Source organism: Dactylosporangium sp. NPDC051541 (assembly GCF_044454505.1).
Lineage (GTDB): Bacteria > Actinomycetota > Actinomycetes > Mycobacteriales > Micromonosporaceae > Dactylosporangium.
Window position 1 is genome coordinate 440697 of the sequence record NZ_JBITDU010000002.1, and the last position, 12659, is coordinate 453355.

General features: G+C 69.3%; 8 protein-coding genes. 2 read left to right on the forward strand and 6 right to left on the reverse strand.

All coding sequences use genetic code 11. From position 1 onward, the window contains the following. Positions 1-235: 235 nt before the first annotated feature. Complete coding sequence (locus ACIA8L_RS10080; RefSeq protein ID WP_395904180.1) at positions 236-1222, forward strand: LacI family DNA-binding transcriptional regulator; 987 nt, start codon at positions 236-238, stop codon at positions 1220-1222. A gap of 1659 nt (positions 1223-2881) precedes the next feature. Here ACIA8L_RS10080 and ACIA8L_RS10085 read toward each other — a convergent pair. Next, on the reverse strand, positions 2882-3916 hold the full coding sequence (locus ACIA8L_RS10085; RefSeq protein WP_395902561.1) for a LacI family DNA-binding transcriptional regulator: 1035 nt from the start codon (positions 3914-3916) through the stop codon (positions 2882-2884). Between the two features lie 667 nt (positions 3917-4583). On the opposite strand from ACIA8L_RS10085, the gene ACIA8L_RS10090 reads away from it, so the two are divergent. Further along, positions 4584-5858, forward strand: coding sequence for a cellulose-binding protein (locus ACIA8L_RS10090; protein WP_395902563.1), 1275 nt, complete (start codon positions 4584-4586; stop codon positions 5856-5858). A gap of 349 nt (positions 5859-6207) precedes the next feature. Here the strand turns inward: ACIA8L_RS10090 and ACIA8L_RS10095 are convergent, their stop codons facing one another. From ACIA8L_RS10095 to ACIA8L_RS10115, 5 genes are all read right to left on the reverse strand, one after another. Continuing rightward, entirely contained in the window at positions 6208-6798 is a 591-nt protein-coding gene (locus ACIA8L_RS10095) for a hypothetical protein (protein WP_395902565.1), read from the reverse strand. Between the two features lie 8 nt (positions 6799-6806). After that, positions 6807-7655 (reverse strand): formylglycine-generating enzyme family protein, encoded by an 849-nt coding sequence (locus ACIA8L_RS10100; protein WP_395902567.1) that lies wholly within the window; start codon positions 7653-7655, stop codon positions 6807-6809. Between the two features lie 292 nt (positions 7656-7947). Further along, complete coding sequence (locus tag ACIA8L_RS10105) at positions 7948-9741, reverse strand: sulfatase (protein ID WP_395902568.1); 1794 nt, start codon at positions 9739-9741, stop codon at positions 7948-7950. After that, on the reverse strand, positions 9734-11662 hold the full coding sequence (locus tag ACIA8L_RS10110; RefSeq protein ID WP_395902570.1) for a sulfatase-like hydrolase/transferase: 1929 nt from the start codon (positions 11660-11662) through the stop codon (positions 9734-9736). The genes ACIA8L_RS10105 and ACIA8L_RS10110 overlap by 8 nt, the downstream gene beginning before the upstream one ends. Beyond that, on the reverse strand, positions 11557-12558 hold the full coding sequence (locus tag ACIA8L_RS10115; RefSeq protein ID WP_395902572.1) for an aliphatic sulfonate ABC transporter substrate-binding protein: 1002 nt from the start codon (positions 12556-12558) through the stop codon (positions 11557-11559). The genes ACIA8L_RS10110 and ACIA8L_RS10115 overlap by 106 nt, the downstream gene beginning before the upstream one ends. Between the last annotated feature and the right edge of the window lie 101 nt (positions 12559-12659).

A 12659-nucleotide genomic window follows, 5' to 3' on the forward strand; every position in this document is an offset into this window, starting at 1 on the left:
GGCGGTGACCTGATGCCGCATGCGGGCCGAATGCATTGGCCGTCGCGGTTGTATTTCGAGAGTGTTAGCGTTCTCATCCCGGGCGTCAAGTAGCGGCGGCCGAGATGTTGCCGGAAGGAGACACTCCGTGGCTGCAGCTGTCGTCGGACCGGACCGCGGCCGGCCGGGCCCGGTCGCGCACACCGGCGCCGCCCCCGACCTGGACGCCGTCGGCCCGCCGCTGCGCAAGGTCGGCATGCGCGACGTCGCCCGACTGGCCGGCGTCTCCCACCAGACCGTGTCGCGGGTCCTCAACGACCTGCCCAACGTCAGCGCCACCACCCGCGAACGCGTCCTGGACGCCGTGCGCGTGCTCAACTACCGCCGCAACCTGGCCGCCCGCACCCTGGTCACGTCCCGCTCCCGCACCATCGGCCTGATCGGCTTCGAGACCACCCTGGCCGGCCCGGCCTCGATGATCTACGGCATCGAGAAGGCCGCCCGCGAGGCCGGCTACTACGTCAGCATCGCCACCGTGCGCTCCCTGGAACGCCACGCCGTCCTCGACGCCGTGGAGCAGCTCTGCGCCCAGGCCGTCGAGGGCATCATCGCCATCGCCCCGAAGAACTCCGTGGCCGACGCCCTGACCCAGGTCCCGGCCGGCACCCCCGCCGTCGGCGTCGGCGGCGCCGACGACGGCTACGTGCCGATGCTGCGCGTCGACAACGTCCGCGGCGCCTGCATGGCCACCAGCCACCTCCTCGAGCTCGGCCACGAGACCGTCCACCACGTCCCCGGCCCCGCCGACTGGCCCGAAGCCCGCGACCGCATCGACGGCTGGCGCCAGACCCTGCACTCGGCCGGCGCCCCGGTCCCCCCGATCGAATCCGGCGACTGGAGCGCCCGCTCCGGCTACCTGCGCGGCCAGCACCTCGCCGCCGACACCCGCGTGACCGCCGTCTTCTGCGGCAACGACCACATCGCGCTGGGGGTGCTGCGCGCCTTCCACGAGGCGGGCCGCCCGGTCCCGGCCCGGGTCAGCGTGGTCGGCTTCGACGACACCCCGGAGTCGGGCTTCTTCCTGCCCCCGCTGACGACGATCCACCAGGACTTCGCCGAACTGGGCCGCCGCAGCGTAGACCTCCTCGTGGCCCAACTGACCGGCGAAGCACCCCCCGACCGCGGCCCGGTCCACCTCTCCCCCCACCTGGTAGTCCGAGCCTCAGCCAACGCCGCCCCCTGAGCCCCCCGGCCCTCCCTTTCCCAACGCCCTTGCCCTCCACGACCGCACTTCCGTCACCGCGCCTCCCTGTCGGCACCCCGCTTCCGCCGCCGCAACTCCTGACCACACCAGCACTTACGCCGCCACCTCGGGACTCTTGACCCGCCAGCCGGCCGCAGGGACACCGCTCCCGACCACGCGGCCGGCCAGCAGCACCGACGCCAACCTGCGAGTACCCGGACACCAACCCGTGCGCACCATCACCAGCACCGTCGCGGGCACCAGTCGCAGCCGGTGGTGAAGTCCTCGAGGGGCGGGGAGGGCGACGAGGCGCCCGGAGCCGACGACGGTCCAGCCAACGCCGGACACCGCGCACAACCAGCCGCAGAGGTCGAACGACGCCGGCCAGCCCGCTCCGACGCCACGCCCCACAAGCCCAGCCGCGACCACTTCCCCGAACGGCACACCTCCGAAGGCAATCCGCACCGGACCAGCCCGCCGGCGCCATCCCGGCCGACGCCACCGCCGATCCGGGCACGCGTCCCGTTGCGGCACGGGCCTTCCAAGCACGTCGACGCCCCTCGATGGCGCGCGCCAGGCGTCAGCCTCGGGCGCACGTGGGCTGCGGATTAGGGCGACTTCAGCGGCGACGCACGGCGGCTGCCGGCGATTCGCAGCGGGCAGCGGGCTTCAGCAGCGACGCGCGGCGACGGCCGACGACAGCAGCGGGCCGACAGCCAGCACCGGGCACGTCGACGCCCATCAATGGCGCGCCAGGCGCCATCCCTCGGGCGCACGTGGGCTGCGGATTAGGGCGACTTCAGCGGCGACGCACGGCGGCTGCCGGCGATTCGCAGCGGGCAGCGGGCTTCAGCAGCGACGCGCGGCGACGGCCGACGACAGCAGCCGGCCGACAGCCAGCACCGGGCACGTCGACGCCCATCAATGGCGCGCCAGGCGCCATCCCTCGGGCGCACGTGGGCTGCGGATTAGGGCGACTTCAGCGGCGACGCACGGCGGCTGCCGGCGATTCGCAGCGGGCAGCGGGCTTCAGCAGCGACGCGCGGCGACGGCCGACGACAGCAGCCGGCCGACAGCCAGCACCGGGCACGTCGACGCCCATCAATGGCGCGCCAGGCGCCATCCCTCGGGCGCACGTGGGCTGCGGATTAGGGCGACTTCAGCGGCGACGCACGGCGGCTGCCGGCGATTCGCAGCGGGCAGCGGGCTTCAGCAGCGACGCGCGGCGACGGCCGACGACTGCAGCCGGCCGCCGCCGGGCACCGAGCACCGAGCACCGAGCACCGAGCACCGAGCACCGAGCACCGAGCACCGAGCACCGAGCACCGAATCGAAATACGCGGAGTCTGCGTGTGTCAAAGCCAACCCGCGAACGTGATGATCGTGGAACTTTCATTCGGTCCCGAAGCCGCGCCGACGCCAACGCCATCAGCAAGACAGAACGGGTGGCGGCATCCCCGGTGGTCGCTCGCACGCGGGTGGTGGTGGCGGCGTCGTTGCGGCGAGAGGCGTTCGGCAGACCTGGTGTGGCGTCAGTTGGCGGCAGGGCTTGAAGACGACTCCGGCTCGGTGTCGCTCCGCTTTGTTCACCGTACCCGACGCAACCTAACCGATCTTCGGAGCGGCCACGCCGCGTCAAATCTCGTCGCGCAGCGTAACCTACGCGCGGGGCGGTGCCGTGCTAGCCCTCGTGATCAGCGCCGGCGCCACCCGCGGGTCGGGGGCCGGCCGGTCCGGGCCTTCGCGCAGGTCGGCTTCGATCACGCGGAGCAGGGCGGCGATACAACGGCGCCCCACCTCGTCGAAGTCCTGGCGGATCGTGGTCAGCGGCGGGGACAGGAACTCGGCCTCGGGGATGTCGTCGAAGCCCACGATGCTGACATCGTCGGGGACCCGGATGCCGCGCTCGTGGAACGCCCGCATCATGCCCAGCGCCATCTGGTCGTTGCCGGCGAACACGGCCGTCACGTCGTCGCGCGAGGCCAGTTCGAGGCCTGCGGTGTAGCCGGACCGAGCGCTCCAGTCCCCGGTCATCAGCGGCGGAGCGGGCAGGCCGGCCTCTTCGAGGGTGAGCCGCCAGCCGTCGATGCGACCGTGCGTTTCGAGCCAGTCGCGAGGGCCGGAGAGATGCCAGACCTTCTGGTGCCCCAACGACAGCAGGTGCTCCACCGCCATCCGGGCGCCCGTCACCTGGTCCACCGAGATCGCCGGAACCTCGCCGCCGACGTCGGACTCCACAGCGACGGCGGCCATGCCCAGCGGCATGTTGTGCAGGGCGGCGGCGGCCGCGGTCTGCGGGGCTATGACGACGACGCCCGCCACGGACTGGTCGGCCAGTGCGCTGAGGGCGGAGACCATGCCGGTGTGGTCGACGCGTTCGAGGGTCACGATGCTGACGCCGTAGCCGGCGGCGCGGGCGGCCCGCTCGACACCCAGGAGGGTGGAGGCGGGGCCGTAGAGGATGGTGTCGAACGAGACGACGCCGACAACCCGGGAGCGGCGCCCGGCGAGTCCGCGGGCCATCGCGTTGGGCCGGTAGTTGAGCTGCCGGACGGCCTCGAGGACCCGTTCGCGGGTGGCGGGGCTGACGCTGGGATGGTCGTTGAGGACGCGCGACACCGTCTGATGTGAGACGCCCGCGAGCCGCGCCACGTCGTTCATGACGGCGGCCCGGTTGTGGCTTGTCGCGCGCAATGTACCTCCCCCGCTGTTGATGTTAGCGCTGCCACGATATGCCCGCGTGACACCGGCGACGTGGTCCCGGTCACGGGTCTGCCCGTTCGGCTGATCTGCGGGAACAGCTTCCAACGCGGCTCAACGCAAGGCCACGGAATGCAACATCAAATCCACCGAGCCCGACCCCACCGGAAACCGGACCCGACCGATCGGAAACCCGAACCGACCCGCCGGAAACCCGAACCTCCCCCACCGGAGACCGGCCCGACGCCGCAGACCAAGCCGACACCGAGCCGGCGATCGAGCCGGAAACCGGGCCGGCACCGCGGAAACCAGGCGAGACATCGGCCGGAAACCAGGTAGGTCACCGCCGGAAACCAAGCCGGCATTGCGGAAACCAAGCCCGACACCGAGCCGGAACCAGGTCGCCTCCGAGCCGGAAACGGGCCGCCCCGAGCCGGAATCCGAGCCAACCTCGCCGGAAACCGGCAAGACACCGGCCGCAATCCCGGGCTCGACACCGCGACCGCCGTCCGGCAACGTGCCGAAATTTGCCGAAACCTTTTCGGCCCGATGAAACGTTCACACACCCACAGCACCTCCACCCAGCAGCACACATTGACGATTGACAATCACCAGCAACGCTGCCAGTGTCCCCGAAAACCTTTTCGAAAGGAGTGACGTCATGCGAAAAGTCGCCGTCGTCATCGCCGCGCTGGCGGTGGTGCTCGGCACGGCGGGGGTCGCGCAGGCCGCGCCGGGGCAGAGCGACAACCTGGCCCGCTCGGCGACCGCGACCGCGTCGTACACGTCCTCGTGGGAGAGCGTCGCCGCGGTCAACGACGGCATCGACCCGTCCACGTCCAACGACACCGTCAACCGCCGCTGGGGCACCTGGCCCAACACGGGCGAGCAGTGGGCGCTGCTCACCTGGTCAAGTGCACAAACCCTGAAATCCGCCGATGTGTACTTCTTCGACGACAACGGTGGCGTGCGCGTCCCCGCGTCGTGGCGGCTGCAGTACTGGACCGGCTCCGCCTATGCCGACGTGTCCGGGGTGAGCAGCTACCCGGTCGCCGTCAACCAGTACAACGCGGTGAACTTCAACCAGGTCAGCACCACGCGCCTGCGGGTCGTGCTGCAGAGCGGCGCGGGTTCGGTCGGCCTGCTCGAGGTGCGCGCCTACGCCTCGGCGATCGGCACCACCACCCCGCCGCCGTCGGGCTGGAACCCGCCGTCGAACCTCGTCCAGCCCCTGAGCGAGGTATGGACCCACCAGGAGCAGACGTACAACAACCTGTACGGCTTCCGTAACTACGCGTGGGACCAGATCTTCGCCACCGGCGGCAGCATCAACTACTGCGTCCGCTGGGACTCGAGCGCGTCGGTGACGGCGGCGCAGCGGGACAAGATCCAGGCGACGCTGCAACGGCAGTTCAAGAAATGGGTCGACGTCATGGTCGGCCACAACGGCTGGCCGTACGCGACGGTGCCGGTCAAGGTCGTCGGCTGGGCGGTGCGCGACCGCGCGCAGCTCCAGTGGACGGACACCTCGGTCGACATCTATGTCAACAACATCCGTGAGAACGCGCCCCAGTGCGGCGAGCCGTGCGGGCGGTTCTTCAACCAGAGCGGCAACTACCCGAACTGCCCGGGCGGGGCGTCGCACCATTACGACATGTCACTGTGGCTCACGTCGGGCTTCGGTGGCGGCGCGGGCGGTGACTGGGGCCAGCGCATCGGCAGCGAGTATTACGTCAGCAATCTCGACGCCGACAATGTCCACATCCTGCTCCACGAGATGGGCCACAGTTTCGGCCTGGACGACTTCTACGACTGGACCCCGACGGGCCAGTGCTGCTTCATCATGAAGGCGGGCTCGGCGACGCAGATCACCGAGTTCGACAAGTGGATGCTGCGGGACTGGTGGCGCCATTTGAAGAACCGTTGGGGGTACTGACTCAGCTCCGGCCGCGGACGGCGAGTCCACAACACCGCCGCCCGCGGCCAGGGCCTCAGCGACCTCGCGCAGAACGGCCGCCACCACGGCACCACCCGTAGACGGCGCCGAGCCAGCACAGCACCCGGCGTTCGACGAAGAAGCGGTGCACGGCCCCACCGCCCCAGGCACGCCCGGGCGACAGCACGCAAACGACCCGCCACCGCCGCGCAGTCCGCAGCGATTCCGCGCAGAACGGCCCACCACGGCTCCACCCGCGGACGGCTGATGCACGACGCCACCGCCCACAGCCAGGGCCCGGCAAACCTCACGCAGAACGACCCGCCACCGCCGCACCGCCCGCGAACCGCTAATGCACCACGCCGCCGTCGGCAGCCAGGGTTGCAGCGACCTCACGCAGAGCGGCCCGCCACTGCGACTCCGGCTGCTTCGGCAGAATGTCGTCCCACAGCATCAGGCACGAGCCGCGCAGCTGCAGCAGCCCCTCGGGCCGCCCGGTGAACCACCAGTGCAGGTGCCGGGCCCCGTCGCCGACCTTCGAGATGTGCACGCGGGCGACGCCGCCCAGGCCGAGGATGGCCCGTTCGACGCGCTGCATCAGCGGGAACAGTTCGGCCCCGAGGTCGGCGGGCAGGTCGTCGAAGTCGTGGTGGGCCCGCGGGGAGAGCAGGACCACGGCCGGGATGGCGGAGGCGTCGCCGGCGTGGCGCAGGATCCAGCGGTCGTCGGACCAGATGGCGTGGCGGAGCGGGTCGCGGCACATGGAGCAGTCGTCGGCGCCCTGCTCACCGTTGCGCGGCGGCTCCGGTACCACCGCGGGCTCAAGGGTTTTGATGTGCAGGTCGCCGTCGAACGGGAAGATCTCCCAGCCCGGGATGCCACCCTCGAACGGGACGGGCGGCTCACCGACGGGCAGGTGCGCGAGGAAGCGATCGGGCATGTCCGGCATCATGCCACGGTGCGAAACCCGGCGTTGCCCATCGACGAGTCGGGGGTATTCGAGGAGCGGGCGGCATTGCGGTACCGATTGCAATAGGAGTCGTGACACAGGTACGACCCGCCGCGCAGAACCCTGGCATTACCCGTCGACGGCCCGCGTGGATTATCCATTGCCGACCGTCCGTAGTACCCCGCGTCGAACCAGTCCGCGCACCACTCCCACACGTTGCCGACCGGCTGCCACAGCCCGTAAGCGTTCGGCTGGAAGCTGCGGACCGGCGCCGTGGCCAGGAACCCGTCCGCCGCGGTATTCGTTGCCGGAAACTTTCCTTGCCAGATGTTGCAGGCCCACGCATCGCCCGGCAACGCGTCGCCCCACGGGTAGCGCAGGCCGGAAAGGCCGCCGCGAGCAGCGCACTCCCACTCGGCCTCGGTCGGCAGCCGGCGACCGGCCCACGTGCAGTAGGCCTGGGCGTCGTTCCACGAGACGTGCACGACGGGATGGTCGACCGCACCGTCCACTGAGGACAGCGGCCCGAACGGGTGCGCCCAGTCGGCTCCGCGAACCCCGAGCCACCAGGGCGTCTGCGGCGCCCGCCCGAGGACGTCGTCGGGCGCGGCCCGCAGAAACAGGTGGAACACGGCCGAGTACCCGAACGTCTCGGCCTCGGTCCGATACCCGGTCGCATCAACGAACCGGGCGAAGTCGGCCACGGTCACGGTTGTCGCGTCGATGCTGAAAGCCTCGAGCCGCACCGGGTGTACCGGCTGTTCGCCGTCCGGCCGCGCGCCGTCCCCGTGCGCGTCGCCCATAGCGAACGTCTGCACGGGCACGACGACCTGCTCGATCTCGTGCACTCCCCCACCGCCGACAGCCGCCGGCGCCGACTCCCGATCACCGAACGAGGCCCCGCAACAAGCCGACACCGTCACACCCCCGCCGAGCAGGCCCGCGACGGATGCGGAAACACGAGGACCCGCCCGCCCACGCGAACTCCCCCGCCGTCTACAACGGATGCGCGGGCACGACGACCCGCTCGATCTCGCGAACTCCCCCGCCGTCCACCGTAGGACCCGAGCTGGTCCGTGTCCGCGGTCATGAGAGTCGATTCGCGGTCGCCGAGTGAGGCCTTGCAGCTAGCCGGCATCGTCAGACTCCGGCCGGGCGGGGCTGCGACGGGTGCGGAGTGTCGCCGAGGCGGGCCTGCTCACGCCACATCGCTGCCGTCAACTCGTCACGCACCGCACGATACGAAGGTTCGTTGTAGACGTTCCTCGTCTCCGAAGGATCGTTGACAAGATCATACAGCTCCCACTCTGGCGGGTACGTGAACGCGCCCGTCCCAGGCAGCCCCAGCCCGTCATTGTAGAAGTAAATGAGTTTGTAATCCGCCGTGCGATACCCGTAATGCGCCGGGGCTTTGTGGAACACGTCGTCATGCTCCCAATACCGGTAATACATCCCGACCGCCGGTGGGGCGGCCGCGTCCGAGCCGAGGAGATCTGGCCAGAAGCTGCGCCCCTGCATCCGAGGATGGTGCCCGACCCCGGCCGCGTCGAGGATCGTCTGCGCCCAGTCGACGTTGGTGACGATGTCGGTGAACACCCGCCCGCCGGGGAGCCGCCGCGGGTACGACAGGAGCAGCGGCATCCGCAGCGACTCCTCGTACATGAACCGCTTGTCGAACCACCCGTGCTCACCGAGGAAGAACCCCTGGTCGGACCCGTACATGAGCAGCGTGTCAGCCAACCGCCCCCGCTCCCGCAGCCAGTCGATCACCCGCCCAACGTTCGCGTCGACGGACGCCACACAGGCGAGGTAGTCCTCCATGAACCGCTGGTACTTCCACAGCGCCTCATCCTCGTACGACAACCCCGCCGGCGGATCGATCTTCAGGTCCTCCCGACTGAGATGCTCAGCGATCCGCATAGCCGCCCGCCGAGCCGACGACGATCGCGAGGCGTAATCGTCAAAAAACGTCCCCGGCACAGGCACACCGCCGTAAGCAGACGAAGACAACGGCAACGAGGACGGGGACGGCAACGACGGCAACGGAGACGACGGCGACGGCAACCACGAAGAAGACGGTGACGACGACGGCGGCAACGACGGCGACGGCGACGGCGACGGCGACGGCGAAGAAGACGGTGACGACGACGGGGATGACGACGGCGACGGCGACGGCAACGGCGACGGCAACGGCGACGGCGACGGCGACGGCGAAGAAGACGGTGACGACGACGGGGATGACGACGGCGACGGCAACGGCGACGGCGGCGGCAACGGCGAGGACGACGGGGGCGGCAACGGCGAGGACGACGGGGGCGGCAACGGCGAGGACGACGAAGAAGACGGCGACGACGGCAACGGCGGTTCCCAGGGCCGATGGGGTGCTTTGTGGTAAATCAGCACACACACCGGACCATCCTCATCGGACACCGAGGACATCCAGTCGAGGGCCAGGTCGGTGACGATGTCGGTCGCGTACCCGGGGACGGTGCGCAGCCCGTCCTGACTCAACAGCCGAGGATTGTGGTACTCCCCCTGCTCGATGAACACGTCCCAGTAGTCGAAGTGCTGCGGATCGTGACCCGGACCGTCGCCCATGTGCCACTTACCGACCATCGCCGTGCGATAGCCGGCCTCCTTCAGCAACGACACGAACGTCGGCTGCGATGCGTCGATCGGCGTCACCAGGGTCGTGACCCCGTTGATGTGACTGTACGTGCCGGTCAGGATCGAAGCGCGCGACGGCGAACACAGCGAGTTCGTGGCGAAGCAGTTGTCGAACCGCCAGCCCAACTCCCCGATCTCGTCGATCCGCGGCGTGCTGTTGAGCACCGACCCGTACGCACCGATCGCGTGCGCCGCATGGTCATCGGTAAGGATCATGACGATGTCCGGCCGCCGGTCACGGGGCATTGATGGCATGGCGTCAGGCATTGCTGGCGTAGGTTGACTCGTCCAGGCCGCTGAGGGTCGGGTCGTGATTCAGGGAACCTACGTCGTACATCGACGCCATCCAGTGGTGGAAGTTGTCGCCGCGGTCGCGGAGGAGTGTGTACAGGCGGCGGAGCATTGTTGAGCGGATTGCAATTGTTTCTGGCAGTTCGTAAATGTTCAGTAATTCGTCGGGGTCTCGGGTCAGGTCGTAGAGCTCGTTGATCGAGTCCGGGTTGACTACCAGTTTGTAGCGGTCGGTGCGCAGCATGCGTTGCGGGTATGGGAAGTGGTGGCCGTGGAACTCCGCGACTATGTCCGGAGACCACTCCGGGGACTCGCCTCGGATTAGGGGGAGCAACGAGCGGGAGTCGACGGCTACAGGGGTGTTGGCAGAAATGGCGGCTGCGGAGGCGTCGGCAGATATGGCGGCTGCTTGGGCGTTGGTCGAGATGGCGGAGGCGTCGGCGGAGATGCCGGCCGCTTGGGCGTTGGTCAAGATGGCGGCTGCGGAGGCGTTGGTCGAGATGGCGGCCGCGGAGGCGTTGGTCGAGATGGCGGCCGCGGAGGCGTCGGCGGAGATGGCGGATGCGGGAGCGTCGACGGACACGCCGGCAACGGGCACGTCAACCGAGACGGCGGCCGCTTGAGCGTTGGCGGAGATGGCGGCTGCGGGAGCGTCGACGGAGATGCCGGCCGCCGGCGCGTTGGCGGAGATGGGGTCGGTGGGGATGCCGGCCAGATCCAGGATCGTCGCGGTGCAGTCGGTCAGGCTCACGAACTCTTGGCGGACCTGGCCCTGCGGGGCGCCGGGGACGCGGATCAGGCCGGGGGTGCGGTAGATGTCCTCGTACATCGCCGGGCCCTTGTCGTGCAGGCGGTGCGCGCCGGTGAACTCGCCGTGGTCGCAGGTGAAGAACACCGACGTGTCGTCGGCCCGGCCCAGCTCCCGCAGTGCGGCCAGGACTCGGCCCAGTTGCTCGTCGATCAGGGTGACGTAGCCCCAGTAGACGGCGATGAGCTTGCGGGTCACCTCGATCGGCATCGTGTCGAACGTCCAGTGCTTGCTGTAGTTGCGCTGCACCGGCGGCTTGCCGTGGAAGGTCTCGGCGATCGAGCGCGGCAGTTCGACGGTCTCGGGGTCGATGAGGTCGAAGTACTCCGGCGGGACGATGTAGGGCAGGTGCGGGCCGAAGAAATGCAGCGCCAGGAAGAACGGCCGGTCCTGCTCGGAGTACCCCCGCAGCATTTCGATCGTCCGTGTGGCCAGGTAATGCTCGAAGGTGGCCTCGACCGGCTGGTGCAGGCGGGCGGCGAGGAGGTTGCCGGGCTGGCCGTTGGGGAGGGTGCCGCGGATGCGGTCGGAGATCTCGTACGGTGGCAGGCCCCGCTCGTCCAGGTATTGCAGATAATCCGGGTGGTCGACGGGATTGTGCCAGCCCGGCAAATGGACGCCGTCGAGTCCGTAATCCGCCGGGGTCTTCACGGTGCCGGCGTGCCATTTGCCGACCAGGCCGCAGTTGTAGCCGTGGGAGCGCAATGCCTGCGGGAACGTCCACGTGCCCTCGGGCAGGTCCTCGGAGTAGCCGACGTTGCGCTCCTGGTTGGCCAGGAGCTTGTGCCGGAACGGGGCCTGGCCGGTGAGCAGGCTGGCCCGGGCCGGGGTGCAGATGGCGGTCGGGGTGTACCAGCGGTCGAACCGGGTCCCGGTGCGGGCGAGCTCGTCCAGCACCGGGGTCCGCGCGAGCGGATTGCCGTAGGCGCCGAGCGTGTCCACCCGGTGCTGGTCGGTCATGAGGAACAGGATGTTGCGGGGACTCACTTGGCGGCCGTCCACTGCTCGCCCAGGTAGTACGACTTCGGGTCGGCTTTTTCCTTGAGTTTCCCGGCGCTGAGGAAAAACTCGCCCATCGCGTCGAGCCATTTGCCGACCGTGCCGTCGGTGGTCTGCGCGTCGAGCTCTTGCGTGGTCATCGCCTTGTTGAGGTCGGCGTCGGCCTTGACCGCGTCGGCGGGCTGTTTCGTCAGCTCCGCGACGGCGGCGATGACCTCGTCGCGGTGCGCGGCCCGGTAGTCGGTGGCCTCGCGCAGTACCTGGACGACCTTCTTGACGACGTCGGGCTTCTCGTTGACGGCTTTGTTGCCGGCGACGTACGCGTTCGGGAACTGGACCTTGTCCTTGAACGTGTCGTCGTTGGCGATCTCGACCAGGTTCGGGACCGACTTCTTGATCGTGGCGATCGCCGGGTACCAGAATCCGGCGCCGTCGATCTGCTTGGCCGAGAACGCCGAGGCCAGGGTGGCGGCGTCCATCGGGGTGCGCTGGATGTCCTTGTTCGTCATCCCGGCCGCCTGCAGGGCCAGGGTGAGGATCATGTCACCGGATGTGCCCTCGGGGACGCCGACCTTCTTGCCGCGCAGCTGCTCGATGGAGGTGATGCCGGGCTGGGCGATGACCCGGTCGGCGCCGCCGAGGGTGTTGATCGCGATGATCTTCGCCTGGCCGGAGGCGGGCAGCCAGAACGCACCGGGCCCGATGTAGCCGAAGTCGAGGTCGCCGGTCTGCATCGCCTGGATCTGCACCGGGCCCGTCGTGAACACCTTCAGCGTGGCTTCCAGGCCGTGCTTCTCCCAGAGCTTCAGCTTGTTCGCGATCGCGGGCAGGCTGCTGCCGTTGTAGTCGCCGATGTAACCGAATGTGACTTTGGCAGTACCCCCGGATGCAGTGCCTTTGTCGTTGTCCTTGTCGTCGCCGCAGGCGGCGAGCGTTGCCACGGCGGTGCCGGCCACGAGGCCCATGAACGAACGGCGGGAGATCATGAGGGGAGTCCTTCCTGATGGTGTACCGCACTCCAGACGCGGTTGCGCAGGGCCGCGAAGTCGGGGCCGAGACGTCCTCGGTGCGGGGATAGGGCAGTGCG

Coding starts and splice junctions, on each gene's coding strand:
- ACIA8L_RS10115 (WP_395902572.1), bottom strand. CDS start 12,558: ATGATCTCCCGCCGTTCGTTCATGGGCCTCGTGGCCGGCACCGCCGTG.
- ACIA8L_RS10095 (WP_395902565.1), bottom strand. CDS start 6,798: ATGCCCGATCGCTTCCTCGCGCACCTGCCCGTCGGTGAGCCGCCCGTC.
- ACIA8L_RS10090 (WP_395902563.1), top strand. CDS start 4,584: ATGCGAAAAGTCGCCGTCGTCATCGCCGCGCTGGCGGTGGTGCTCGGC.
- ACIA8L_RS10105 (WP_395902568.1), bottom strand. CDS start 9,741: ATGCCTGACGCCATGCCATCAATGCCCCGTGACCGGCGGCCGGACATC.
- ACIA8L_RS10110 (WP_395902570.1), bottom strand. CDS start 11,662: ATGGCTCGACGCGATGGGCGAGTTTTTCCTCAGCGCCGGGAAACTCAA.
- ACIA8L_RS10080 (WP_395904180.1), top strand. CDS start 236: ATGCGCGACGTCGCCCGACTGGCCGGCGTCTCCCACCAGACCGTGTCG.